Annotated in this window: 19 protein-coding genes and 1 tRNA gene; 9 read left to right on the forward strand and 11 right to left on the reverse strand. The window is 59.3% G+C overall.

The window, feature by feature from the left end; genetic code table 11:
- Positions 1 to 178: 178 nt before the first annotated feature.
- Entirely contained in the window at positions 179 to 973 is a 795-nt protein-coding gene (locus M9Q49_RS31175) for an alpha/beta fold hydrolase (protein WP_254513219.1), read from the forward strand.
- A complete protein-coding gene (locus M9Q49_RS31180; RefSeq protein WP_254513220.1) occupies positions 966 to 3,242 on the forward strand; it encodes an efflux RND transporter permease subunit in 2,277 nt (758 codons plus the stop codon). The genes M9Q49_RS31175 and M9Q49_RS31180 overlap by 8 nt, the downstream gene beginning before the upstream one ends.
- Positions 3,243 to 3,259: 17 nt before the next feature.
- On the opposite strand, the gene M9Q49_RS31185 is transcribed toward M9Q49_RS31180, so the two are convergent.
- The 4 genes from M9Q49_RS31185 to M9Q49_RS31200 all read right to left on the reverse strand — a co-directional run bounded on the left by M9Q49_RS31185 (position 3,260) and on the right by M9Q49_RS31200 (position 7,368).
- Positions 3,260 to 3,694 carry a transposase gene (locus M9Q49_RS31185; protein ID WP_254513221.1) on the reverse strand — a complete coding sequence of 145 codons (435 nt, stop codon included), beginning with the start codon at positions 3,692 to 3,694 and terminating at the stop codon, positions 3,260 to 3,262.
- Positions 3,695 to 3,962: 268 nt separating this feature from the next.
- A tRNA-Arg gene (locus tag M9Q49_RS31190) sits at positions 3,963 to 4,036 on the reverse strand.
- A gap of 121 nt (positions 4,037 to 4,157) precedes the next feature.
- Positions 4,158 to 5,486, reverse strand: coding sequence for a DUF1501 domain-containing protein (locus tag M9Q49_RS31195; RefSeq protein ID WP_254513222.1), 1,329 nt, complete (start codon positions 5,484 to 5,486; stop codon positions 4,158 to 4,160).
- A gap of 178 nt (positions 5,487 to 5,664) precedes the next feature.
- On the reverse strand, positions 5,665 to 7,368 hold the full coding sequence (locus tag M9Q49_RS31200; protein WP_254513223.1) for a DUF1553 domain-containing protein: 1,704 nt from the start codon (positions 7,366 to 7,368) through the stop codon (positions 5,665 to 5,667).
- A 183-nt stretch (positions 7,369 to 7,551) separates the two neighbouring features.
- Between M9Q49_RS31200 and M9Q49_RS31205 the strand changes: the two genes are divergently transcribed.
- From M9Q49_RS31205 to M9Q49_RS31215, 3 genes are all read left to right on the forward strand, one after another.
- Positions 7,552 to 8,958 (forward strand): DUF4013 domain-containing protein, encoded by a 1,407-nt coding sequence (locus M9Q49_RS31205; protein WP_254513224.1) that lies wholly within the window; start codon positions 7,552 to 7,554, stop codon positions 8,956 to 8,958.
- A 165-nt stretch (positions 8,959 to 9,123) separates the two neighbouring features.
- Positions 9,124 to 9,819 (forward strand): hypothetical protein, encoded by a 696-nt coding sequence (locus M9Q49_RS31210; RefSeq protein ID WP_254513225.1) that lies wholly within the window; start codon positions 9,124 to 9,126, stop codon positions 9,817 to 9,819.
- Complete coding sequence (locus tag M9Q49_RS31215; RefSeq protein ID WP_254513226.1) at positions 9,816 to 10,661, forward strand: sterol desaturase family protein; 846 nt, start codon at positions 9,816 to 9,818, stop codon at positions 10,659 to 10,661. Before M9Q49_RS31210 ends, M9Q49_RS31215 begins: the two co-directional genes overlap by 4 nt.
- Here the strand turns inward: M9Q49_RS31215 and M9Q49_RS31220 are convergent.
- On the reverse strand, positions 10,645 to 12,243 hold the full coding sequence (locus tag M9Q49_RS31220; protein WP_254513227.1) for a GumC family protein: 1,599 nt from the start codon (positions 12,241 to 12,243) through the stop codon (positions 10,645 to 10,647). The two genes, M9Q49_RS31215 and M9Q49_RS31220, sit on opposite strands and share 17 nt — an antisense overlap.
- 243 nt (positions 12,244 to 12,486) lie before the next feature.
- Here M9Q49_RS31220 and M9Q49_RS31225 point away from each other — a divergent pair, with 243 nt between their 5' ends.
- Positions 12,487 to 13,146, forward strand: coding sequence for a 3-keto-disaccharide hydrolase (locus M9Q49_RS31225; protein WP_254513228.1), 660 nt, complete (start codon positions 12,487 to 12,489; stop codon positions 13,144 to 13,146).
- Positions 13,147 to 13,493: 347 nt separating this feature from the next.
- Here the strand turns inward: M9Q49_RS31225 and M9Q49_RS31230 are convergent, their stop codons facing one another.
- Entirely contained in the window at positions 13,494 to 14,813 is a 1,320-nt protein-coding gene (locus tag M9Q49_RS31230) for a YcjF family protein (RefSeq protein ID WP_254513229.1), read from the reverse strand.
- 167 nt (positions 14,814 to 14,980) lie between these two features.
- Positions 14,981 to 16,531: a GTP-binding protein gene (locus M9Q49_RS31235; protein WP_254513230.1), complete on the reverse strand. Its 1,551-nt coding sequence runs from the start codon at positions 16,529 to 16,531 to the stop codon at positions 14,981 to 14,983.
- Between the two features lie 172 nt (positions 16,532 to 16,703).
- Here M9Q49_RS31235 and M9Q49_RS31240 point away from each other — a divergent pair, with 172 nt between their 5' ends.
- A complete protein-coding gene (locus M9Q49_RS31240) occupies positions 16,704 to 20,270 on the forward strand; it encodes an acyl-[ACP]--phospholipid O-acyltransferase (RefSeq protein WP_254513231.1) in 3,567 nt (1,188 codons plus the stop codon).
- Positions 20,271 to 20,322: 52 nt separating this feature from the next.
- Here the strand turns inward: M9Q49_RS31240 and M9Q49_RS31245 are convergent, their stop codons facing one another.
- Positions 20,323 to 20,706: a hypothetical protein gene (locus M9Q49_RS31245; protein WP_254513232.1), complete on the reverse strand. Its 384-nt coding sequence runs from the start codon at positions 20,704 to 20,706 to the stop codon at positions 20,323 to 20,325.
- A gap of 105 nt (positions 20,707 to 20,811) precedes the next feature.
- Here M9Q49_RS31245 and M9Q49_RS31250 point away from each other — a divergent pair, with 105 nt between their 5' ends.
- On the forward strand, positions 20,812 to 21,204 hold the full coding sequence (locus tag M9Q49_RS31250) for a hypothetical protein (RefSeq protein WP_254513233.1): 393 nt from the start codon (positions 20,812 to 20,814) through the stop codon (positions 21,202 to 21,204).
- 17 nt (positions 21,205 to 21,221) lie between these two features.
- Positions 21,222 to 22,049, forward strand: coding sequence for a DUF1559 domain-containing protein (locus tag M9Q49_RS31255; RefSeq protein WP_254513234.1), 828 nt, complete (start codon positions 21,222 to 21,224; stop codon positions 22,047 to 22,049).
- 15 nt (positions 22,050 to 22,064) lie between these two features.
- Here the strand turns inward: M9Q49_RS31255 and M9Q49_RS31260 are convergent, their stop codons facing one another.
- The 3 genes from M9Q49_RS31260 to M9Q49_RS31270 form a co-directional block, all read right to left on the reverse strand.
- Positions 22,065 to 22,508, reverse strand: coding sequence for an EamA family transporter (locus tag M9Q49_RS31260; RefSeq protein WP_254513235.1), 444 nt, complete (start codon positions 22,506 to 22,508; stop codon positions 22,065 to 22,067).
- Between the two features lie 131 nt (positions 22,509 to 22,639).
- The gene (locus tag M9Q49_RS31265) at positions 22,640 to 23,956 is read right to left on the reverse strand and encodes an amidohydrolase family protein (RefSeq protein WP_254513236.1); all 1,317 of its coding nucleotides are present in this window, start codon (positions 23,954 to 23,956) and stop codon (positions 22,640 to 22,642) included.
- A 133-nt stretch (positions 23,957 to 24,089) separates the two neighbouring features.
- Positions 24,090 to 25,094 carry an endonuclease/exonuclease/phosphatase family protein gene (locus M9Q49_RS31270; RefSeq protein ID WP_254513237.1) on the reverse strand — a complete coding sequence of 335 codons (1,005 nt, stop codon included), beginning with the start codon at positions 25,092 to 25,094 and terminating at the stop codon, positions 24,090 to 24,092.
- Positions 25,095 to 25,219: the final 125 nt, after the last annotated feature.

The following is a 25,219-nucleotide window of genomic DNA, read 5'->3' on the forward strand; positions in this document are numbered from 1 at the left end:
ATCCGGCAAGGTCGCACGCTTAACTGAGTAACTTCCTCAAATCCCACCGTAGACGATTTGACCCCGCCCCGGAGTGGGCAATGTTTATTCGCGGATTCCATCCAATGTTTGGGATAGTCTGCCAGCAACGAAATAGCAGTTTCGCGATGAATGGTTGGCACGCAGTGCCGGTTCCCCCATGTATCAAACGATTCGCAACATCTTGGGCTGGCCAGCCGCCGACGGTTATCGTCGCTCGTCGCCGTTGATTCTCGTCAACGGCTTGGCCGAGCAAGGCGAGAGTTGGTACCCGAACCACCGTGTTTGGCAACAGCAATTCGATGTGCACGCTCCGGGCGTGATCGTGTATGGCGGACAGGTGATGCAAGATCGCCTGAAGACCCGTGAGCCAATCGATATCAACTTTCTGACCGATCGCCTCACTCAGTATCTCGATCAATACGTGCAAGCGCCGCCATACAACCTGGTGGCGAGCAGCTTGGGTGGTCAGCTGTCGATTGAATACGCGGCACGCTATCCCGAAAAGGTCGACAAGATCGTGCTCCTCTGCCCGTCGGGCTTCGGCACTGAAGAAAAGCTGCCGATCACCGAAGGAGCGCGACACAAGAATTATCAGGGCCTGGTCGAAAGCACCTTTCACAATCGCCGTTTGGCCAGCCCGCGAATCGTCGAGTACTACGCCGAAAAATTCGCCAACAAGCCATGGCGGAAGGCCTTCTTCGAAACCGTGCGCGGCACGAAGAGTCATTCGGTGAAAGATAAGTTGTCGCTCGTGAAGTGCCCAACGCTGGTGATTTGCGGCCGCGAAGATCGCATCGTCGATCCGCTCGCCGTCGAAGAAGCAGTCAAGGACCTGCCGAACTATCAGTTCGTCATGGTGCCCAACTGCGGTCACGCTCCGCAGCTGGAATTTTCCGGACTCATCAATCGCATGGTGAGCAACTTCTTGCGAGTTGGGGTGGGCGGTGTCTAATCCCGCCCCCACTGCCTTTGGCATCCGTCGCTGGGCCGTTGCGATCTTGCTGGCGATTGGGCTGCTCCTTCCGGTCACCGCCTTTGCCGTTCGCGCTGCCATTCGCAGCAATGCGAACGACGTGCGTGATTGGTTGCCGGCCCACTTTCCTGAGACCGTACAATACCGCTCGTTCCGCGAGCAGTTTGGCAGCGAGGAGTTCGTTGTCGTCAGCTGGCCCGGTTGCGATCTGAGTGATCCGCGACTCGAACAACTTTCCGAAAAACTGAGCGAGCGCTCGGCCCAAAGCGAAGCTGCTGGTCGCGGCAAACTGTTCGTCCGCTCGACGACAGGCCGGCAGATGCTCGCTGAGCTGATGACACGCTTCAGTCTGAAAAAAGACCAAGCCATTTCGCGCTTGAAGGGGACGTTCATCGGCCCCGACGATAAACAAACCTGTGCCATCGTTACGCTCAGCGAAGAATCGCGTCGGCGGTTGAAGGGTGTGCTGCTGGAGATTCGCGCCGCTGCCGTCGACGTCGGTGTGGCCGCAAAGGACGTGCATCTCGGCGGCCCTTCGGTGGTCAACGATGCCATCGACCAATCGAGCTCGCAATCGCTCGTTCGTCTCGCGGCGCTCGCCGGAGTCGTCGGCCTTGTCGTGGCCTGGCTTTGCTTTCGCGAAGTTCGCCTGACACTGATCGTGTTTTTCATCGCCGGTTATAGCGCGGCCTTGAGCCTCGCCGTCGTGCCGTTGTGCGGCGTGCCGCTCAACGCGATTTTGATTACCATGGTGCCGCTCGTTTATGTCACCGCGATGTCGGGCGCGATTCACCTATCGAATTACTACCGCGAGAGCCTGCAGCGACTCGGCTCCGATGCTGCCATTGTCGATGCCATTCGTCACGCAGCGCTACCGCTCGGCCTGGCGACGACCACCACGGCCATCGGACTCGTTTCGCTTTGGTATAGCGATCTCGCGCCGATTCGGTTGTTCGGCGTGTTCTCTGCCATCGGCGTGCTGATTGCGCTGGCAATGCAATTGATCGTCCTGCCGGCCTTGATCACGGTTTGGCCGAAACCGCCTGCCGTTTCGTCGGCCAGCCATCGAACCAGCGACGAAGAAGCCCTGGAGATCGAGCCGCTATCGCCCGCCTGGCAACGATACGTTTCGTTCATCACCGGCTATCACCGCTGGCTCACACTGCTGTTCGTCCTCTGCCTTGGCGGCGCCGCAACGGGGCTGATGTGGACGACGACGTCCATTCAAATCATGCGGCTGTTTGCGCCGTCGACGCCGATCATTGCCAGTTACGATTGGCTCGAGAAAAACCTCGGCGCCATGGTGCCGCTGGAAGTGGTCGTGCGGTTCGATGCTCAAAATCAACAAACGCCGCGCGAGCGACTCGAACTCGTGCGCGAATTGCACGATGCCATTTCGCAGACCAAAGGCGTGAGTGGCTGTCTCTCGGCCGCGACGTTCACGGTGAAGACAGAAGTCCGCGGCAAGTCGGTGATGAACGCGCTGAGCAGCGTGCGGTTGAAGCACACGCAGGCCCATCTAAAAGATGCCGGATATCTCGCCAGTAGCGAGAAGGAAGAGTCCTGGCGAATCAGCGTGCGTGTGACTGCTGGCGAAGATCTCGACTACGGCCTGTTTCAACAACAACTGCGGGCCGAGGTAGATCCGCTGCTGGCCCGCGAGCAAGCGGCCGGCGCACATGGCATCTCGGCGATTTATACCGGCGCCGTGCCGATTGTTTACAAGGCCCGCCGTTCGCTGCTCGATGGTTTGATGCTGGGCTTCGGCACCGATGTGTTGCTCGTGGTCATCTCTGTCCTGCTGCTTCTTCGCAACTCCAGCGGCGGCGTGTTGTTGTTTCTGACCAGCATCTTTCCGATCACAATCGTCTTTGGCTTGATGGGTTGGTTCGGCTGGGTGATCGACATCGGCTCGGTGATGGCCCCCTGCGTCGCGCTCGGCGTGAGCATCGACGATGCGATCCACTTCCTCCTTCGCTTCCGCCAAGCCATGGACCGCGGTCTATCACAAAGACAAGCCGTGCAAGTTGCCTACGCCGGCTGCGGCCAAGCCATGATCCAAAGCTGGGGCGTGATCGCCCTCGGCCTATCGGTCTTCGCCCTCAGCCAATTCATCCCCACGTTCCGCTTCGGGGCGCTGACGTTCGCGTTGCTCACGGCCTCGACGCTGTGCAACTTAATCTTTTTGCCAGCTTTGCTCTCCGGCCCTTTGGGCTGGTGGTTAGGGCGACGTAGCACGAACCCCTAGGTTCGTGCGAGTCGGTTTTACGCAACCTGCGTGAAATTCCAACCGGCTTTTATCCAGTCAGGACAAACCCAGCGGCGTGACTGCTGTGGACCGAGCCCAGCGCGTCGAGGATTATCGCCGATGTACTGCAGGCACTTCCACAGATGCTCTTCGTCACGAACGATCCGGTCATAAGACTCGCGCTGCCATAACTGCCCTTGGCTGGATTGTGCGGCATTAATCTCACGCGCAGATAGTCCCTTCCAGGTTTGCTCGATCGTTTCTAGTGAATGTTCCGCGGAAAAAGGACGGACCAGTGCATGCACATGGTTAGGCATGATCACAAATGCACCAAGCTCGTACTGAACCCCATCGAAGTGCCGCAGCTTTGCTTCGAGAATGTCAGCGGCAAACGCCTGTTGCAGGATGCAGCTACCCGCGCCACTGTCTAGCCAATGTTCGACGTGCGCCAAAGTCGTGCGGGCTAGTGCCTGCCATTGGTCATCGGAACGGGGCGGCGGATTGGCTTTTTCCCAAGCTTGCCGTAAGTTGCCCCCGCTTGTCGCCAATGGGGCATACTCCGCTGGTACATCGAAAGCGGACCAGTTGGATCAAGCCCGCGAAACCTGGGTGGAGCAGGCAAGTTCCACATCGGGGCGATCCTTAGAATCGCGTTGGCGCTCGACTCGCACGAACCTAGGGGTTCGTGCTACGTCGCTTGTGAAGCCAAGCAAAGAAAAGTATTCCGGGCGGGGGTCGAACCCACAACCTTCGGCTTCGGAGGCCGACGCTCTATCCAATTGAGCTACCGGAACGGGAGCCTCTCAGTATATCCGCCTGAGGGGCAATTGCTCAAGCCGGATGGATTGCCGCGAAAAGAGCCTGTCAGCGTAGTCCTCATGCTCCGCGTGGGGCGCGCCACACGGAGTGTGGCGGCTACACTAACAGCTCGCGGATCGGTTTTCCCTGACTGAGCGCCATCGGCCTGCCGATGGGGGTTTGGATTTCTTTTTGCCGGTCGATGCCGAAGGCGGTGAGGATGGTGGCGTGGACGTCTTCGACCGCGCGCGGGTCGGCGACGTCTTGCAGGCGGTTCTTTTCGTCGAGCTTCGGCTCGGGCGAGGTCTCGCCGATCACGCGGCCGCCAGCGATGCCGCCGCCAGCGACGGCCATGCTGAATCCGTGCGGCCAATGGTCGCGGCCGCCGAGGCCGTTGATCCGCGGGGTGCGGCCGAATTCTCCGGCCCAGAGAATCATCGTGCGATCGAGCAGTTTGCGCTCGCGCAGATGCTTGATGAGCGAAGCAAAGGCCGGATCGAGCGTGGTGTTGAGTTGGCGGCAGAACTCGTGGTTGTTGGCGTGCGAGTCCCAGCTGTCGAGACGAATCTCGACGCAGCGGACACCGACCTCGACGAGCTGCAGCGCTGCGAGGCAACAACGTCCAAACGAAGTGTCGCCGAATTCCTTTCGCAGAGCTTCGGGCGATTTGCTCACGTCGAACGCCGCGAGCTGCTCGCTCGACATCATCTTGCGGGCCGCTTCCACACTGCTGCGATGCAGCGTGCGGCCTTCGTCGAGATTTTTCAAGCGGCCGCGAGCAAAGGCGCCTTCCACGACCGACAAATCTTTGATCCGCTGCTCGAAGCGCGGCTCCGGCACGCGGGCGCGCACATCCGGCACCGGGCCGAGCGGATCTTGCGACTTGAAGGCATCGAACTGATCGCCCAGGTAACCACCGCGGGCCGCCCAGGTATTCGGCAACAACGAAACGTGTCGCGGGATCTCCAGGTTGTCTTGCGTCTGATGACAGATGATCGCGCCGAGCGAAGGATGGACCAGCGTCGGGTCGGGCCGATAACCGTTCTTCACGTAGTAGGTGGCCCGCTCGTGATCACCTTCCTTGCTGACGATCGAGCGAACGAGCGAAATCGATTCCATCTGCTCGGCGACCAGCGGCAGGTTCTCGCTGATATGTACACCCTTCACGGCAGTCTCGATGCTCTTGCTGCCATCTTTGCTACCGCCCGCGATCTCGGTATCGGGATGCGGATCAAACGTCTCGAGCTGACTCGGGCCCCCTTGCATCCACAGCACGATAAGCGAATGCGGCTGCGTCCCCTTCGGTTCGCTCTCGGCAGCGCGAGCCAGTTGTTCCGCCAGCGGCGTGAGGAAGGAAATGCCGGAGAGGCCCATGGCTTGCATGAGGCCGCGACGAGAGAAGTGGGAGGGCGAGTTGCAGGAGCCAGGCGATGTGAAGGTAGACATTTCGATCCTCAATCTTGCCGAGCGTAGCGAGGCTTTTCTCCCTCTCCTCGGTACTCCGGGGAGAGGGCCGGGGTGAGGGGAACTATTGGTACCAACGCGAGTACCCGCTTCAATCCCCTCACCCTAACCCTCTCCCCGGCGTACCGAGGAGAGGGAACGGTCGCTACGCGACTTCAATTCAATGGTTCCACGAGAACTCGGTGCTGTTGACCAGCACCCAATACAAATCTTCAAGCACAACGCGGCGGTCGGCGCGACGGGCGGCGGCTAGCCGCGGGACAAATACTTCGCGCTCTTCTGCCGTGGGCCGACGAGTGAGCACCGCGAGGTACGCCGCGTCGATGGCAGCTTCGGCGCTCGGTGTGACGACGACGATCCGCGTGGCCGCGTTGGCGATCAGGTTTTGCGTCGTTCGCTCCTGCACCAGTTCGCCGTTCATCAGCAACAGTCGCTGCGGAATGGTGCCGCCGCGGTCGGTGAATTCGTCCTCGCCCAAGTCACCGTAGCGCTGCACGAATTGCTGCGTCTGCTGACTCTTGGCGAGAAGCCAAATGATGTGAGCGTTCTTTTCGTCGAGCGTGTTGAGCGATGAGGATTGAATCATCGCGCCGGCCATCTGCTGCGGCTGCAAACGCGAGAGGGGAAAGGCAGCCCAACCCTTTTCGTGCTGCTGCGTGATTTCGAAATCCGCCGTGCTGCTCCGCAAAAACGGCTCGCTGGCGGAGATGAGCCGAATGAGTCGCTGCAGGTCGTGACCGTGCGCAACGAAATCCTCGGCGAGAATCTCCATGCCCGGCGGATAAGGACCGTGCAGCGGAATTTCATCGATCGGCTCGACGAGTGGCCGGCCGCAAACGATGGCCCACATGCGATTGACGATCGCGCGGGCGAACGGCTTATTCCCAGCGTGCGTGGTCCAGCGCGCCAGTTGCTGACGACGGCTGCCGCCGGGCGACATCAGATCGTCGCCGTAGGGAACCTTGGCGGGCACGAGCTCTTCTTTTTCGCCCCGCAGGTACTTGAAGTTGTATTCGTCTTTCGATTCTTGAATGCCCGTCAAACCAACTTTCGCTGGCGCGAAGAAGGCGGCGAGCTGATGAAAGTCTTGCTGCTTGCTCTCGCGCGGAGCGCCGTCGTCGCCGAGGTGATTGGTGCCCAGGTTGTCGTCGTGACATTGCAGGCAATCGATTCGCAGGGCGAGAAATGCCCGCACCGTGCGCGCGGCGAGCCGCACTTCATCGGGCTGTTCCTTGTTGGCTTCGGTGGTGGTGACGGTGATGAAATTCAGCGCCGGGTTGTTCGTCCACAGGCCGTTGCTGCCGATCATTTCCTGGGCCATCTCGTCGTAAGGGCGATGGGCCAGCAGTTGATCGCTGATCCATTCCACAAACCGGCTGCGACGAAAGCGGATGAGCGGCCCATCCTCGGTGCCGACATAAACGCGAGCCAGTCGCTCGCCGACATAGTTGCCGAAGCGGCGATCCTCGAGCAATCGCGACGTCCACCATTCGAGGCGTTGACCTTCCGGCAGTTGTTCGAGCGCGCGGATCTCTTCCAGCGAGGGAATGGTGCCCGTCAAGCCGAGTGACAACCGGCGGGCCAGTGTCAGATCGCCGGCCCGCGGCGTGGTTTGCAGACCTTCGCCGGTCCACTTTGCTTCAAACTCGGCGTTGAGCTTGAGGAGGGTCGCTTGCCAATCGTTTTTCGGTTCCGGTTGTTTGTTGGCAGGAGTCGCCGATGAAGAGACGTTCGTCAAATTGCCAAAACGGCTCGGCTCGAACGAGCGGGGCGTGGGAACGTGGTCGCGCAGCAGAATGTTCGACGCCAGCATTCCGAAGCCGAAGAGGCAAACCACGGCAAAGAGAAGATTGCGTTGCCACATAAGCATTTGCCGGTTGAATTTGTCCGCTGGTGAAACGAAACCCGTTTTCGGCTGGTATTTCTGTGTGGAACTGATTGTTGCTGCGAGTACGCAGATTTATCGTGACAGTTAGCCGTGGTGGCGACAACAGCGATACCTGCAGCGGACGGGCAAAGTTTCGGCGAGTTGGTTTTCTGAGGCAGCATGACTAATCCATCCACGTTGCCTGAACCGAACATCCTGATTGCCGAGGCGATTCCGCCGCGGGAGCCTGCGGATCTGATCGTGGCCGAGCCGGTCGAAAAGCCGGCCCCGACCGACGTGCTGGTGGCGGAAATTGTCAACGAATGGTCGAATTTGCCGCCGGCGCAAAGTTGGCCGGCGAAAGTCTGGCGGACGATCTGCTTCAGCCTGTCTTGGCTGTTCGGCCTGGTTAGTTTGATCGGCTGTCTGGCCGCGATGAGCGTCGTACCGCTGCTACAGTTCGCCACGCTGGGCTATCTGCTCGAAGCTGGCGGCCGAGTGACCCGCAGCGGCAAACTGCGCGACGGCTTTATCGATTTGCCGCGGTTCGCCCGCATCGGCAGTCTCGTTGCCGGCACTTGGATTCTGCTGCTGCCGATCCGCTTTCTCGCGGGCCTCACGCGCGATGCGGAAACGATCCCTGGCAACCCTGCCGTCGGCGCGTGGCGACTCGGGCTGACGGTCTGCACGGTGCTGATGGTCGGCCACATCTTGCTGGCGTGGTACTGCGGCGGCAAGTTGCGACATTTCTTCTGGCCGCTCCTCGCACCGTTTCAACTCGGCCAACGGTTGCTCAATAGCGGCCTCGCGGCGCCGATCATGAAGCACATTCTCAAACCGTGGTGGCCGTCGCTCTTCAACGATCTGTTTGTGCCGCTACCGTGGACGAGTTGGTTTCCGCCGGCCATCGTCTGGAGCGGTTTGCGCCGTGGCCGAATGTATGTCGAAGCCCGCGATGCCGTGTGGGACTTCATCATCGGCCTGCACCTGCCGCATTATTTTTGGCTTGGCCTGCGCGGTTTCATCGGCGCACTATTGTGGCTCGTTCTTCCCACCGCACTTCTCGCCGTCGGCACTTCGCAAAACAACGGCGGAGCATTTTTGATCGGCTACGTCGGCGCGTTCCTGCTGGCGTTTGTTTTGATGTATTTGCCGTTCCTGCAAGCGCACTTCGCTGCCGAGAATCGCTTCGCCGCGATGTTTGCCTGGAGCGAAGTCCGTCGCCGCTTTCGCCACGCGCCGCTGATGTTTTGGGTTTCGCTTCTCGCGACGCTCGCCTTCGCCGTGCCGCTGTATCTGCTGAAGATCGAACCGCCGCCGCGGCCGCTGATGTGGACGATCAGTCTGTTCTTCATCGTCTTCATTTACCCCGCGCGGCTGCTCACCGGTTGGACGCTCGGCTATGCCCGCCGTCGACAAAAGCCCGGCTGGTTTATCTTGCGACAACTATCGCGCCTCGCCACGATTCCGATCGTGCTGCTGTTCGTGCTGATCGTGTTTCTCACGCAATACACGAGTTGGAACGGTGTGGCCGGGCTCTTTGAGCAACACGCGTTTATGGTGCCGGTGCCGTTTTTGGGGAGATGAGTAGTTCTGAGTTTTGAGTTTTGAGTTCTGAGACAGGATATGCAATGAAGAGTCTCTACTGTCTCAGAACTCAGAACTCTTCCGCCCTCGTTACACCCCCGTTACGCAATCAAACTTGTTCCGCCCGACACGCGCGCATTAGATTGAGTGGCGGAGGATTCAAGCATGGCGGGAACAGCACCTCTGTATCGTGTGCCGGTGGTGATCTTTGCGGTGATCGTCGGCGGGCTGTATGTGTATGCGAAGTCGGGTGGAACGCTCTTTCCTTCGCGCACGCAGGTGACTCCAGCGAGCAATAGCACTAGCGATGACGCTGCGTTGCCCGTGATCGAGTTCTATGACACGAATGCTGGGTCTCCGCAGGCATCCTTCGACTCTGAACCGCCTCAGCCATGGAAGATACAACCTGAGCAGTCGCAGCGACCAGTGTTGTTGCCGGGCTCGAAAGCTCCCTCGGCCTTGTTCGAAGAACCCTCGCCGCCACCACCGCCGAAACCGCGGGCGGTTTTGTCCGGTTCGAAGTCGCGCCCCGTTCTCGAGCCCACCGATATCGCGCCGCCTGTTGCCAATGCAGCGCCGGCCAATCAACCTGCATCGCCGCCGCGTCCTGCGATGCTACGCGGCTCGAAGTCGATGATGATCGTCGATCCTCCAGAGTTCCCGCCGCAGCCGGTGCAACCGGCTCCGCAGCGAGTCGTGTTGCCAGGTTCGAAGTCGGCTACTGTCGTCGATCCTTCGTCGTTCACGCCTACGAACAGCGCGCCGCAGCAAGGCTTGCAACAGCAATCAGCGCCGCTTCAACGTCCCGCACAGCCGCGCAATAACAACGCCCATCCTCGCTACCAAGGAGTTGACCGATGAACGCACTCCTCTGGTACCTTTACGGTTTGTTCGTGGCGACCGGCGTGAGCATTTTGTTTCTCGCGATTCTCTTCACGCCGCTGGAGCTCGCGTTTCCTGCGCGACTCGGCCAGAAGATCTTTCGGCCGCATTGGTTGACTGATTTATGTTTTCTGCTCGGACAATATTTGCTCTTCAATGGTTTGATTCTGAGCTTGCTCACCGCGCTGAGCCTGCGACTCGATGGAATCGTGCCCAGCGGTTTTCGCGAACTCGTGCGGGCTCAGCCGTGGTGGCTGCAAGCGCTGGAAGTCATCGTGCTGAGTGACTTCTGCGTTTACTGGGGGCATCGGCTGCAGCATCGCGTGCCGTTGCTGTGGCGGTTTCATGCGATCCATCACAGCGCGGAGCATCTCGACTGGCTCGCCGCTCATCGCGAGCATCCGCTCGACACGGTTTACACGCTGACGCTCATCAACCTGCCGGCGTTTCTGCTCGGCTTTCCGGTGGCTACGCTCGCCGGCCTGGTCGCCTTTCGCGGCATTTGGGCGATTTACATTCACAGCAATGTGCGGCTGCCGCTCGGGCCGCTGCGAATGCTCGTCGGTGCGCCGGAGTTGCATCACTGGCATCACGACTGCGCTCGCGACGCCGGCAACTATGCGAACATCAGCCCGCTGATGGACCTACTCTTCGGCACGTATCGCTGTCCCGATCATGAGCCAGAAAAGTTCGGCATTCGGGAAAAGATCTCGCCGACATGGATCGGCCAGATGCTTTATCCGTTTGGCATTCGTTGGGGCGAATCGCCAGTGAGTGTTCAGCCGCCGTTATCGAAATCGGCGACTACCGCGGCAAGCTAGGAATCGCTTCGTTGCGGCGCGAGAGGGCCAGTTCATCGACGAGCGGCGCCTCGGGCCGAGCCGGCGATTCGGTTCGCAGGGTAACTTCGCTGCGAACAGGAGCAGCAACCGGAACATTCGTCGCTCGCGACAAGCGACCTCGTTCGGCAAGGAACACGATACCTGCGGCGCTGCAGCAAGCCAGCACAAAACCAATCCCCAGTGTCGGGATCGGCTTGGGCGAGATCGGCGTGATCGAGTAGGACGGCTTTTGAGCCAGGTTTAGGCTGGAAACCTTCGCGGTGTGCAGTTCGTCATCAATGCGGGCCTGCTCCAGGTACTCGGCATACTTGCCGTGGTTGTGCGAAGCCAGGCTGATCGAGCGCTGTAGCTGGGCGATTTCGATTTCGCTCTGATTGATGGCTTTCAGTTCGCTGCGAGCGGTGGTCAATTGTTTTTCGAGCGTCAGTTCACGCGCTTCGAGCGCGGCCAGTGCGGCCTGACGAGTCGAAAGAGCGAGTTCGCTTTCTTGCCGGACTTTGTTGAGGGCCTTCATTGTTTGCGGCGCGGTCTTTTCCTGACCGAGAATGCCGCGGGCTTGCTTGATTTGTTCGCGCACCGATTTCAGCTGTGGCGAATCATCGGTCTGCACGGCGGCGAGACCTTGCTCGAGCACTTCCAGATCGTAGAGCTTCGTTCGCATCGCCCCTTCGGTCGATTGCGGAAAGCCCGTGGTCTCTTGTGCGGTGACGAGTTCCGGAATCTGCGCGAGCTCTTCCTCGCGAGCTTTGATTTCGGCGCGGGCAGCGCTCAGGTCGCTTTGCGCCGAATGCAGCTCCTTTTGCGTCGTGGCGATTCGCTCGAGCAGTTGTTTGCGCTGCGTATCGAGTTCGGCAAAGCCCGTTTTATTCTTGTAGTCTTTTAGTTCGCCTTCGAGCTTTTCCAGATCGGTCCGCAGCTGCAGCTCTTTCTTTTCAAAGAACTCGTGCGAGCCCTTGGTGCGATTGATGCGCAGGTGCTCGGCTTGCACTTGAGCGATGAGGGCGTCGACCACATCGCGAGCCGTGGCGGGATCTTCGCAGCTGTAGCTGACGGTCACGTAGCTCGTCTTGCGAACGGCTGTCACGCGCAGGTTCTTCTTCAGCAAGGTGATCGCTTTGTCGCGAACGTCAAACACCTGCAGCGGATTCAGATTGTAAGGCTCAAGCTTTTGCAGCGTGTCTTTGATCAGCGTCTTCGGCGACCAAGCCGACGAAGTGCTGGGTTTCTTACCAAAGATGGTGTCCACACCGAGTTGATCGACGACTTGCTCCGCCGTTTCGCGGCTCAGCAGCAGTTGCTCGATCGAGTTGACGTCGGCTTCGCGAGTGTCTTGCAGCGTGACGACGGCGCCGGTCGTTGCCGTGGGGTCGAGCGCGACGCTTTCGCGGCCGACGCGGACATAAACCTTGGCTTCGGATTCATACACCCGTTTGGCCGTCGACAGATAAACGGCGGTCAACGCGCAAACGACGAGAAAGGCGAGCAGTGCTTTCCCTTTGTGACGCCAGGCCGCGTCGAGGGCCTGCTTCACGTTTATTTCGGGTTGGTAAAGGTTTTCCATGATTTCCAACCACCAGTGCGTGCTCAAACCAGTCGGCGAGGGTATCCCGGCGCTGATCTTGGCCGGAATTCCATCGCAGTTAGGGTGCGGAAATTTATCGTAGTTGCATGAGCAATTTGTTTCTAGGCGATACATTCGCATCGGGCCCGCGGTGGGCGTACGGATGCTGCGCAGATCGTTGGCAGGTACAATGTTGCGTCGATATTACGATTTCTTGGTTGAATAATTTGCGGGAATCTCTCCATGCTGCGCCATTTAACAATCTTATGGATCGTAGGGTTTGTAGCGAGCCTTTTGTTGCCGAATTTGGCCAAAGCCGAGGACAAGCCGGAGGAGGGTTTCACGTCGCTCTTCGACGGCAAGACGCTGACCGGCTGGGAAGGGAAAGAGGAGATCTTTCACGTCGCCGAGGGCGCGATCTCGGCGGGCTCGCTCAAGGACAACGTCAAGCAGAACGAGTTTCTCTGCACGACCAAGAACTACGGCGACTTCGAGCTGCGGCTCGAAGCCAAGCTGGTCGGTCCCGGTGAAAACGCCGGCGTGCAGTTCCGCAGCGAACGAATCCCCAACCACCACGAGGTGATCGGCTATCAGTGCGACATGGGTCTCGCCGCCGGCAAAAGCATTTGGGGCGCCCTCTACGACGAATCGCGCCGCAAGAAGTTCCTCGCCACCGGCGACGACGAAGAGTTGCAAAAAAAAGTGAAAGCCGACGGCTTCAACGAACTGGTGATCCGCTGCGAAGGCCCGCACATCCAACTGTGGGTCAACGGCGTGAAGACCGTCGACTACACCGAGATGGAAAAAGACATTCCGCAGACCGGCAAGATCGCCCTGCAAATCCACGGCGGCAAGCCCGCCGAGGCGAGCTATCGGAAGATTCGGATTAAGGAATTGAAGTAAGAGGAGACGAGGGACGGGAGGCGGGAGACGAGGGAAGCAGGACGAATCCCGCCGGGTTTAGTCCCTTATTGTTCGTCCCAAGAGATAATCCAATGCGTCGGCAACTCCTTTCGTTCCGACGACGATTGAATCTCCTGTGTCGCGAAGGCAGGCGACGAGGATCGGTTTCTCGTCGGTACTAACTTCCCCGGCATTGCTGGGAGTGAAGTGAAACACCCATCCCCAGTAAAATTCTTCCGTCAGGGGATCGTCGATCTTCGATTCGCATTTGAGCAGCCGCGAGCAGGGGACATGCCACAGCGCTAACACGCGCACTCTCGCTGCATTTAGGTCGACCACCACTCGTCCTACTTCTTCGCATGTCGATTCAGGTGAATCCTCTTCCCGATCTCATCCTTCAATTGCTGGATGACCGATTCCTTGTCGATCGATTCCAGAATCCCTTTCACGACAACCTTCGGGCCATCGGCGCCCCAGCTGCTGCCGTGCTCGAGGTAGTACATCGCTGCCATGCCGACGATATACGAGCCGTAACCCGCGGCGGCGCCTTGCGGGATGGCGGTGACGAGCGTCCCTTTGCCCATGGTGACGGTTTTGAAGAGCGAGATCAGGCCGCTGGTGATGATCTCGGTCGCGCTCACCCAGCCGGCTGCCTTGGCGATGCCCCACACCAGGCCGCTCGCCTTTTGATAGGTCATCTCCAAGCCGTAAAGATTGGCCAGGTGCAAGATCATCGCGATATCGACCGCGCTGCCGCCCATGACGTCGGCGACGCCGATGGGATTCAAGCCGACGGCGAGACCTTTGGAAACGGCGTAGGCGCGGATCGTGTTCTCGGCTTGCGTGCGGCGGAGCGACATCCGCAGCGACACGATTTTGTCACTCTGATCGGCGGCATATAGCGCGCCGTTGAGCGCGACGAGCGCGAGCCCTTCTTTCTCGAGCAGCTTGAGAATGAGCGCCTTCACCTCGGCGACATCGGCCTTCGGCTTGCGCCATTCGCTCCGCTCGCTGCCATCGGCTGACTGAATGATGTATTCCTTCTCGCGCGGATCGGCACAGGCCGTGACGATTTGCTCCGGCGGCAAGATTCCGTCGAGGCGATCGACGCGAAGAACTTCCAGCAAACGCTCTCGCTGCGAAGGACTGTAGAGATCGATCTTGTTGAGGATCAGCAGAATCGGCTTGTTGAACGTGGCGAGCTCGACGAGCGCGGAGTACTCCGTTTCGTTCAGATCTGAATCGGTAACGAACAAAATCAAATCGGCCCGCTGGGCTGCATCGCGGGCCATTTCGCCGCGCGGGCCGCCACCGACCTCGTTGATGCCGGGAGTATCGATGAGGATGACTTGCGACTGCGCGAAACCGGGAATCGTGTAGCCAGCGCCATCCCAGGCCACATGCCAGACTTCCTTCGTCCAACCGCCGCGCACATCGACGGCGGAAACCTGGCTGCCGACGAGCGCGTTGATCAGCGCGCTCTTGCCGGTGCTGATTTCGCCGAAGATGACGATCTCGACGCGTCCGCTGACGAGCTTGTCGTGCATCGACCGCAAACCGGCGAGCTCGTCGCGGAGTTTCGATTTCTCATCCTCGGTGCAGCGTTTGAGGCGGTCGAGCGTTTTCTCGACGGAGGAGAGAGCGTCTTGGTAAGGGGTGGAGGACAAGGGAAGTTTTGGGTTCTGAGTTTTGAGGTTTTAGGTAGCCCGACGCGTAAGCGAGGGATTGGGCGAGTGGTGGTTGGATTTTGGTATTGAGTTGGAGTTGGTACCCGCTTCGGCCCCTCACCCCGGCCCTCTCCCCTGAGTACAGGGGCGAGGGAGTAAGACCATTTCTATTTACCTTTCAACTTCTCTCTTGCGGTTTGTACGAATTTGAAGAGTTCGGTTGGCGTGGTCAGTTTTTGCCATTCCTGCCGGGCGACATTGGCTAGGCCGGTGGGCTGTTGTTGCATTTCCGTTTGAAAGTAGTTGATAAACACGCTGCCGACCCAGCGGGTGACAAAGGCTTGCGTGAAACCCTGGATCGCGCCGCCGGCGATCGTGCCGGCGATCGGGACCGATTTCAGCAAACTGCCGATCACGGAGGCGATGGCGGGGGCTGCTGCACCGACACCGACGACCGTGATGAAGACCTTGCCGAGTTGCGCGGCGAGGTTGGTGGCGATGTCGAGATCGATCGGCTGGCGATAAATCTTGCCGAGGTCGAGAACCATTTTGATCGTGAGACCGCTGCCGATGAGGACATCGAGAGCCATTGGACTCACGGCGGCGGCCGCGCCGGCGGCCCACGTGTAGCGATCGACGATCTCCCAGGCCCGCGCATCGAGCGTTGCGCGGACTTTCGCTTTGGCGTGTTCGACGAGCCCGCGCGATTGCAGCAGCAGATTGGCCAGCAGCAACTCGCGGCCGTCACGGCGAACGATCTTGAGCATCTGCTCGGCGAGCGGAGCGATCTCCGGCGGCACGGTGACTTGCGATTCGGTTTCATTCCCATCGACCAGCACATGCACTCGCGAGCGCTGCGAAGCCGAGGCCCGCACGGCAACGATGTGTTCCGGCTGCACGATGCCGCGGAGTTGCTCGCTCAGTTGGCCGATGAGTTTTGGTTGGTCGTCGGCGGCGTACCAGTCTTCCTTGTTGAGGCAGACGATGACCCGCTTTTCCATGTCGCCGAGTTTTCGCAGCAGGTTGAACTCGCTGTCGCGCAGCGGGCCATCGACGACGAGCAGCACCAGGTCGGCATCGCGGGCGCTTTCGGCAGCCACGGCGAGTCGCTCTTGGCCGTCGATTTCGCCGAGGCCGGGAGTATCGACCAGCAGCACCTGATCGTCGCCCGGCCAGGGAATTTGTTGACGCTGGGTGGTCGTGCCGCCGCGGGGATCGGTTTGAAAGACATCGCGGCCAGCCAGGGCATTCATCAGCGAGCTCTTGCCGCTCGATATGGTGCCGAAGGCGACAATCTCGAGTCGCTGGGCGGCTTGTTTTTCCTGAAATTTATTCTGACGGTCGATCAATTCCCGTTTCAGGTCTGGCTGCAGTTCAGTTTCTCGCTGCAGTTCGTCGACGGCGGCGAGATTGGCGAGCATTTCCTGCTGTTTTTCGCCCGCCGAGAGTTCGCTGGGATTCTTTATTCGGCGTTCATTCTGCTGCCGTTTCTCACGGGTATTCTTCCAGATTGTATAAATGCCCATTCCTGCCAGGCCGAGCATGATGGCAGCGCCGCAACCGACCAGGCCGAAATAGAGATAGGTCCAGGGTGCGCCGAGACCTTTAATTTTGTCATATTGATCGAGAATTCGGGGGGGAATGTATATAAGGACTGCGCCGACGGCCGCAAGGGCGACGATGAGAATAATTCGATCGGTAAGAGAGGGCGTTTTCATCAGCTTGCAAACGGGCTTCCGATTTTCTTAGCAATTCGTCAGAATTCGCGGGACAAAGCGGTTTTCACGCGCAAAATTATGAACGCAACGGGTTCCAGATCCTAGCGACATCAGCGGCCGCAGACGCAGCAATCAGGCGATTCTTTAACTCGATTCTTCTGTTCTCTCCATCATGGATCACACCGCCTCTTCCGACAATGCGACTCAGGCTGGCGACGCTTCGATCTGGTCGCTCGGCTTCGGCGGGTTGCTGGGGACGCAGTTTCTGACGGCAGCCAACGATAATATCTTTCGCTGGCTGGTGATCGGGATTGGCAAGGATTACGTCGATCCGTCGCAAGTCGGCAATATTTTGATGGCAGGAACCGCCTGCCTAGTGCTGCCGTACCTGTTTCTCGCAGCGCCGGCGGGTTACCTGGCCGATCGCTTCAGCAAACGGACGGTGATCATCGGCTGCAAGATCGCCGAGATCGTGCTGATGTTTCTCGCGGTCGCGGCGATCCTGACCGGCAAAACCTACGGTGGTTGGACGCCGTTGATCTCGCTCTTCACGGTGCTGACGCTCTTGGGTTGTCAGGCGGCGCTCTTTTCGCCCGCGCGCAGTGGCGCGATGCCCGAGACGTTGAGCCCCAAATGGTTATCGGTGGCGAACGGTCTATTTGCACTGTGCACGGTCATGGCCACCGTCGTGGGCATGGTTATCGGCAGTTGGCTGGCTGAAGTGACCGGCAACAAAGGCTTGCTCAACTGGCAGTGGACGGCCGGCGTGCTGCTGGGTGTCGCTGTTTTTGGAACGCTGTTTTCGTTTGCGATCACCAGCGTGCCGGCGGCTGATCCGGCGGCGAAGTTTCCCTGGAGCTTTCCGCTGCAGACGTGGGCAGATTTGAAAATGCTCTACAGCCACCTCGCGCTGTTTCGCGTCGCGCTGGGGATTCTGTTTTTCTATTCGATTGGTTCCATCGCGCAGCTGAATATCGATCAGATGGCCGCCGAAGGTGGCGGCACGACCGAGACGGCGAAGATTCCGCTGCTGATCGCGCTGATCGCGGGTGTGTGCGTCGGCAGCATCTTGGCCGGCATCTGGTCGGGCGATCACGTCGAGCTGGGCTTGTTGCCGCTCGGCGCGCTGGGCATGGCCGTGTGCTCGATGCTGCTGTTTACGGTGCCGCACGATTTGTTTGAAAAGGGAACGGCCGTCACTGGCGGCCTGGTGTGGGCCTGCAGCTTGCTCGCGTGTCTCGGCTTGAGTGCGGGGCTGTTCGATGTGCCGCTCGAAGCCTATCTGCAACATCAAAGTCCGCGGGCCAATCGCGGTTCGATCTTTGCCGCCAATAACCTGCTGACGTTCACCGGCATTTTGGTGGCGTCGGTTTTGTTTGCCGCCCTGCGGTTGCCGTTTTGGAAGAGCGTTGACCCAGCGGCTACGTTGTTGCAGCCGTTGCTGACTTCGCAGCAGATCTTTTTGGTCGCTGGCTTGCTGACGATTCCGGTTTTCATTTACATCGTCTGGCTCATACCGCAAGCGACGATTCGCTTTGGCGTGTGGCTGCTCAGCATGACCGTCTATCGCATGCGCGTGTATGGCCAGGAGCATTTGCCCCGCGAAGGTGGCGCGCTGCTCGTGCCGAATCATATCACCTGGGTCGACGGCATTTTGCTGCTGCTGTCGAGCTCGCGGCCGATCCGCATGGTGGCGCTATCGAGCAATCTCGAGAACAAATGGCTCAGCTGGCTGGCCAATATGTTCGGCGTGATTCCAATCAATCCCGCCAAGCCGAAGATGGTGATCGCCGCGTTCCGCCAGGCTCGCGAAGCCCTCAACGAAGGTGAGTTGGTTTGCATCTTTGCCGAAGGTGGTCTCTCGCGCACCGGCCAGGTGCAAGCCTTTCGGCCCGGCATGATGAAGATCCTCGACGGCACGAATGCGCCGGTGGTGCCCGTTTACTTGCAAGGTTTGTGGGGGAGCATTTTCAGCTTCGAGGGGAACAAGTTCTTCTGGAAATGGCCCAAGCGAATTCCGTATCCTTTATCCATTCATTTTGGCCCCAAAATCGACGAGCCGGAGGATATTCACCACATCCGCCAGGCCGTGCTCGATCTGGGGACCGTCGCCGTGAAGCAGAGTACTACATCCATGTTGACCTTGGCCCGCCAGTTCATTCGCCGTTGCAAAGAACGGCTGAAGAAGCCGAAACTCGCCGACTCGATGGGCGCCGACATGACCGGCGGCGACGTGCTGATTCGCGCACTCATTCTCCGCCGCTTGCTGCGGCGGCATGTCATCAAGCCCGATGAACAATACGTGGGGGTGCTGCTGCCGCCATCGGCGCCGGGCTTCTTGGCGAATATGGCCCTCGCGCTCGACAAGCGAATTGCGGTGAACCTCAACTACACCGTGTCGGCCGATGTGATGAACGCCTGCATCAAGCAGGCCGGCATCAAGCACATCCTGACCAGCAAGCGGTTCATGGAAAAAATGGAGTTCAAGCTCGATGCCGAAATCATCGAACTCGAAAGCCTCAAAGATAAACCGACCGCCATGGACAAAGGCGTGTGCTGGTTGCAGACCAACGTACTGCCTGCCGGCATGGTCGATATGGCGCTCGGCCTGGGCAGTGTGAAGGCCGACGACGTCGTGACGATCATCTTCACGTCGGGATCGACCGGCACGCCGAAGGGGGTGATGCTGAGCTACGGCAACGTCGGCACGAATGTCGAAGCCATCGATCAGGTCGTGCATCTCAAGTCGAGCGATTGCCTCATCGGCATCCTGCCGTTCTTCCACTCGTTTGGTTACACCGTCACGATGTGGGGCCCGGCCATGCTCGACATCAAAGGCGCTTACCACTTCAGCCCGCTCGATGCCAAGCTCGTCGGCAAACTGGTGCGGCGCAACGAAGGAACTTTGCTGCTGAGTACGCCAACATTTCTCCGCAGTTACTTGCGGCGGATCGAACCGGAAGATCTCAAGACGCTCGATGTCGTGGTTGCCGGCGCGGAAAAACTCCCCGCCGATTTGAGCCAGGCCTTTGAAGAGCGTTTCGGCGTGCGACCGGTCGAAGGCTACGGCACGACGGAACTCTCGCCCCTCGTTTCGGTCAACGTGCCGCCGACGCGCTCGATTGACAATTTCCAAGTCGATCGCAAGGAAGGCTCCGTCGGTCGCACCGTGCCGGGCGTTTCGGCCAAGATCACCGATCCCGAAACCGGCGCAGTCCTCACGGCTGGCAAACCCGGCATGCTCTGGATCAGCGGGCCGAACGTGATGAAGGGTTACCTGCATCAGCCCGAGCTGACCGCTTCGGTGATCAAAGACGGTTGGTACCAGACGGGTGACATCGCTTACATCGACGACGAAGGTTTCATTTTCATCACCGGCCGCGAAAGCCGCTTCAGCAAGATCGGCGGCGAAATGGTGCCGCACATCAAGGTCGAAGAAGAGCTCCTCCGGTTGGTCGGCGGCGAACACGAAAAACAACCACTGAGCGTCACTGCCATTCCCGATGCCAAGAAGGGCGAACGACTCATCGTCTTGCACACCAAGATCGACAAAACCCCCGATGAACTCCGCAAAGGCCTGACCGCCGCCGGTCTGCCGAACCTGTTCATCCCCGCGGCTGATGCCTTTATGGAAATCCCGGAATTGCCCGTCCTCGGCACGGGCAAGTTGGATTTGAAGGGGATGAAAACAATTGCCCAAGAGCGATTTGCAGGAAAGGCTGCAGCCGACAGCGAGTAGCGTGCACCTCATGAAAGGCCTCGCTTTTTCCAACTTGCTCAACAAGTGGAGGCTATCCTGGAAATGGCCAATTTTCCTTGATGTATGTCAGGAAATGGTAAAACGCCAAACTGACTACCAAAGCCAAACACTCCACGGAGATCAGCACAAACAAGAACCGCAGGCTAAATTGCCAGTACGATTGGGCTGTGAACCAATGCCAAGCCAACATCGCGAACGGCACCCAAACCGGTGCGCCTAAGATCGCGAGCATGAAGCCATGATAGAAGTGTGTTTGAATGTAGTCGATCGTCATCGTCGTCTTCCTCTTGGCCGATGCCGCGCGGTTGATTACCTCTGGTGAAGAGCGGCGTGAACTATCTAAGTCGTCAGCCGTTTGGTTTTGCCGTACCTCTTGCTGAAAATCTCGAATTTGCCGGTTCTGCGGATGATACATTCGAATTTGCCAGGAAGATGTCGGTGCTGAATATCGCAACCTAAACTGAATTGAAAAGGGTGAGTCGACACCCGAACCGGAAGGTTAACGATTCATTGGTTGAGCATGTTTCGCATTGTCCTGGCTTGTGTCGTGATTGGCGTTAGTTGCTGCGGCTGCGGAAGCAGTTCGGGGCCGCCGCGTCGCGCCATTCATGGCAAGATTAACAGCTCGCGACCGGTGCAGATCCTCACGCTGCAGCCCATCGATGGCCTGGCTGCGCCGGCGGTGACAACCCTCGTTGTCGATGGCCAATATAAGTTTCAGCGCAGCGATGGCCCGTTGCCGGGCAACTATCGCGTCGTGCCAACATTCGCTGATGAGACTGGCGGTCTCGGCCAACCCAAAAAAGAAATCTCACTGCCGCCAGCTGTCCGCCCGCAGCACAAGCCAACACCGCCGCCGAATATCGAAGTCCTGAGCGAAGGGCCGCTGGAACTCGACGTCGTGATTCCCTGAGTTTCGCCGAGGTGAATATGTCCCGTCCTGCCCGCACTGCATTTACGCTCGTCGAGCTCCTCGTCGTGATTGCCATCATCGGCGTGCTCGTGGCGTTGTTGCTTCCCGCCGTGCAAGCGGCCCGTGAATCCGCGCGCCGCACCCAATGCCTGAATAATCAAAAGCAGTGGGTGCTCGCCATGCACAACTATCACGACAGCCTCGGCGCGCTGCCGAGCGGCGCGTACTTGCCGACGGCTTGGTTCTGGCGGTCTTCGCTGTTGCCGTACATGGAACAGATGGCCGTGTACCAGAAGATCAACTTCAACCTGGGCGATTTTTGCGTCAACGACCCCGCTGCGGCCGCGCCCGATAGTCCCAACAAAGCCGATCTGAAATCCTGGTCGTGCCCGAGCGATCCCAACACCCGCCAGCTCTTCAAGGGTTATCTGGTCACCGGCGCCGATTATCGCGCGCAGAACTATTTCGGCATCGCCGATGGCGTGAGTCGCACTGGCGAAGGTGGCACGTTCTTCCTCAGCAGCGATATCAAATTCAAGAACTTTACCGACGGCTTGTCGAACACCGCCGTCATGGGCGAACGCGGCATTCCCACCGCTTACTACTGGGGCTGGGGGCTGTGCGGCGCTGGCACGCGCGATGCCTTTCTCAGCTTTCAGGATGGCTTCAAGCCGGGCAATAAAAACTCCGACCCCGACACCTGGCGGTTCTGGAGCTATCATCCCGGCGGCGCGTTGTTCGCCTTCGGCGATGGCGCGGTTCGCTTCGTGAGCTACTCGACCAATTTCAATGTGCTGACCGCGATGGCCACGCGCGACAACGGCGAAGTTTATCAACTGCCGTAAGCAAATCGCACTGCATCAGGCCAACGACACCAGCAACACGCCGGCCACGATCAGTGCGCCGCCGAGCGCCGTTTGCCACGTGAAAGCTTCGCCGAGAAAGACGAACGCGCAGATCAGCACCAGCGCCACGCTCAACTTATCGAGCGGCGCCACGCGCGAAGCCGGCGCGAGTTGCAGCGCGCGAAAGTAGCACAGCCACGATAAGCCGGTGGCCACGCCGCTGGCGATGACGATCAGCCAATTGCGCACCGAAATGCCTTGAAAACCGGTCCATTCGCCGCGAAAAGACAGCAGCCCTGCCGTGGTGACCAGCATCACCACCACGCGAATGAACGTCGCCACGTTCGAGTTGACCGTCCCCACGCCGACCTTGCCGAGCAACGTGGTCGCCGCCGCAAAAACCGCTGCCCCTAAGGCAAACCACCACCAGCCTGGCTTGAGAACGGTTTCGGGGGGCACGGAGTGTTTCCTGCTAGTCGTCGATCGCTCCGCGATCGATGAGTGAAGGTGAATTTACCGGAAACTGTTGCCTTCACCTGGAAACAGCGTCTCTTCATCGATCGCGGAGCGAATCGACGACTGCTGACGACTTACTTCTTTTCCTCACGCTCCAGCTGCTTGTACTTCTCTTGATACTTTTCAAACAGCCGTTTGTGGCGATCGTTCCAGGCGAGCTTGCGACCTTGAATATACCCCGCCGTGATTTGCGTCGGCGTTTCGAGCGGATCGCCACTGGCGATGAACAGCGTCGCGTCCTTGCCGACCTTCAGCGAGCCGACGCGATCGGCTACGCCGCAGATCTGCGCGGGATAAAGCGTGATTGCTTTCAAAGCTTCGTCGGATGACAGGCCATAGGCAGCCGCAGTCGCGGCGTGATACGGCAGGTTGCGTGTGCCCGTCGCGCCGAAGCGGCCGAAGCTGGAAATGCAAAACTTAATGCCCGCCGCTCGCAGTCGTTCGCACAGCGTGTACGGCGCGTCGTAGTCATCGCTCCGCCGCCGCGGCAACCGATAGATCGAAGTCACGATCACCGGAATATTTCGCGGCTTGAGGAGATCGGCACAGCGCGGCGCATCATATCCACCGACGATGACCACTTTCAGTTTGAACTCATCGCCAAAGGCCACCGCGCCTTGAATCTGCTCCAGGCTTTCCGCATGAATCATCACCGGCACCGTTCCGGCCAGCACATCCTGCAGCGACTCCCAGCGGGCATCCACCGGATAATCCGGATCGGCCTTCCGCGCCGCGCCGTATTGGCGAGCATCTTGAAAAGCCTTGCGCATCGTCTGCACACCATCATCGCGCGGCACGCTGGCAACCGGGTCGTCGAGCGGATCAGCCGGCGGCGGATTCGACGCCGGTTGAGGCCAATGAATCATCAACCCTGCGCCGTCCTTCAAGCTCATCTGCTCCGGCGTCCAACCATCAAGCTGAATCACCGCAGCCCGACCCGCGACGAGAATCCCCCGCGGTGCAGTGAGCGCCAAGAGTACGCCGTTGGAGCGCGTGACGGGAATGACTTCGCTATCGGGATTCACCGCGGCTAGCGCGCGAACATTCGGGTTCATGTTCCCCACTTCGCGAAAGTCCGCCGTGGCCCGCACCGAGTTGATCTCGACCAGCCCGAGGTCGGTGTAGGCATCGAACAGTGCGGGATAAATGTGCTGGCCTTTGCAGTCGACCTTCTCGGTCTTCGGCGGCAACTTCACATCCTTGCCGAGGGCAGTGATCTTGCCATCCTCGATCAGAATCGTGCCACCTTCGATCACGGCCCCTTCGACCGGATGAATCGTGCCGCCGATGAGTGCGATCGGACCCGCCTGCGCAGGAGCGGGAACTTCCGGATTGGCGCGAGCCGCCGCAGCGGTGAAGAGAATCAAGCAGGCAGTGATGAGGTATTTCATGGCGCTCAAAGTAGGCCGGAACAAGCTGTACTCAGCGCAGTTCCGGCAGATTACCAACGGCTCGTCGTCCTGCGGTCCGTGCCGGAACAGCGCGGGGTACCGCTTGTTCCGGCCTACCAAGTCTACTTCCGACCTACTTGTAATCCAGCGTCACCACCAGCGGATAGTGATCGCTGGTGTCGCGCTCTTCGGCGGGGATCGACCAGAAAATGTCCATGTGATCCTTGTCCTGTTCCTTGCGGATCACCAGATCGCGGCGGATCGCCACCGACTTGAAGCTCAGATCCTTGCGGTTCGGATCATCTTCGACCAGGCTGCGGCTCAGCAGAATGCGGTCGTACTGCTGACCGTTGAGATGCGTGTGCCGCTTGGGGTCCTTCAGTTCGACGAGCGTGTCGAACAGGTCGTCGTCTTTCTCGGGCGTATCGAGGCCGATCATCGTGCCGATGTCGCCGTCGGGTTTTGTTTCGGTCGCGAACTCGTCGGTGTTCATGTCGCCCATCAGGATGACATTCTCGCCCTTCTTGATCAGCTCATTCACCCACACGCGCGCCAGGTGAGCCTGACGAACGCGGAGGTTGGTCGCATCGCCGCGGGCCCGCAGATGCATGTTGCAAACGGTGACGCGTTCCTTGTCGGCGCCGGTGCCCCATTCGAAGGTGCCGAAGATGTGCTTCGTCAGGGCCATGTTTCGCTTGTCTTCGAATTCCTCCTTCGACATCTCGCGCCGACCAAAGCCGATCAACCCGCTCAGCGCCATCAAACCGACGTCTTGCTCGGTGAAGTAATCGGTCCCTTCGATGAAGGCAATCCGATACTTGTAGGCGGCTTCGTCTTTAAAACGCTGATTGAGATAAAACAGCACTCGCTGATTTTCGATTTCTTGCAGACCCAGAATGGTCGGCTTGATTTCGCGCACGACCTTTTCGACGCCGGCGAGTTTCCAATCCCAGTCTTCGCGCGACGGCGCTTTCATCTTCTTGGCGAGATCCGAGAAGTTGTCGCCGTCGTAGTTGTCGAACATCCATTCGGTGTTCCACGAACAGATGACAACCTGCTCCGGCGGCGGATCGGCAAAGGCTGCGCTCCCCAGCAATGCGAGGCCGACAACTGCGAACGAGATGGCACGACGAATCATCGAAAAACCCTACTAAATCAAAGTCAGAAGCGAAGCACAGTCCAAATGGAAGGCCTGTGTCGATGATAGCTCGCGACACCCGCCGCCGATAGCAAGCGACGTTCGACGTTAACGGAGCCTTCATC

Source organism: Anatilimnocola floriformis (assembly GCF_024256385.1).
GTDB lineage: Bacteria > Planctomycetota > Planctomycetia > Pirellulales > Pirellulaceae > Anatilimnocola > Anatilimnocola floriformis.

Coding starts and splice junctions, on each gene's coding strand:
- M9Q49_RS31175 (WP_254513219.1), top strand. CDS start 179: ATGTATCAAACGATTCGCAACATCTTGGGCTGGCCAGCCGCCGACGGT.
- M9Q49_RS31195 (WP_254513222.1), bottom strand. CDS start 5,486: ATGTCTACCTTCACATCGCCTGGCTCCTGCAACTCGCCCTCCCACTTC.
- M9Q49_RS31200 (WP_254513223.1), bottom strand. CDS start 7,368: ATGTGGCAACGCAATCTTCTCTTTGCCGTGGTTTGCCTCTTCGGCTTC.
- M9Q49_RS31205 (WP_254513224.1), top strand. CDS start 7,552: ATGACTAATCCATCCACGTTGCCTGAACCGAACATCCTGATTGCCGAG.
- M9Q49_RS31210 (WP_254513225.1), top strand. CDS start 9,124: ATGGCGGGAACAGCACCTCTGTATCGTGTGCCGGTGGTGATCTTTGCG.
- M9Q49_RS31215 (WP_254513226.1), top strand. CDS start 9,816: ATGAACGCACTCCTCTGGTACCTTTACGGTTTGTTCGTGGCGACCGGC.
- M9Q49_RS31220 (WP_254513227.1), bottom strand. CDS start 12,243: ATGGAAAACCTTTACCAACCCGAAATAAACGTGAAGCAGGCCCTCGAC.
- M9Q49_RS31225 (WP_254513228.1), top strand. CDS start 12,487: ATGCTGCGCCATTTAACAATCTTATGGATCGTAGGGTTTGTAGCGAGC.
- M9Q49_RS31235 (WP_254513230.1), bottom strand. CDS start 16,531: ATGAAAACGCCCTCTCTTACCGATCGAATTATTCTCATCGTCGCCCTT.
- M9Q49_RS31240 (WP_254513231.1), top strand. CDS start 16,704: ATGGATCACACCGCCTCTTCCGACAATGCGACTCAGGCTGGCGACGCT.
- M9Q49_RS31245 (WP_254513232.1), bottom strand. CDS start 20,706: ATGTATCATCCGCAGAACCGGCAAATTCGAGATTTTCAGCAAGAGGTA.
- M9Q49_RS31250 (WP_254513233.1), top strand. CDS start 20,812: ATGTTTCGCATTGTCCTGGCTTGTGTCGTGATTGGCGTTAGTTGCTGC.
- M9Q49_RS31255 (WP_254513234.1), top strand. CDS start 21,222: ATGTCCCGTCCTGCCCGCACTGCATTTACGCTCGTCGAGCTCCTCGTC.
- M9Q49_RS31265 (WP_254513236.1), bottom strand. CDS start 23,956: ATGAAATACCTCATCACTGCCTGCTTGATTCTCTTCACCGCTGCGGCG.
- M9Q49_RS31270 (WP_254513237.1), bottom strand. CDS start 25,094: ATGATTCGTCGTGCCATCTCGTTCGCAGTTGTCGGCCTCGCATTGCTG.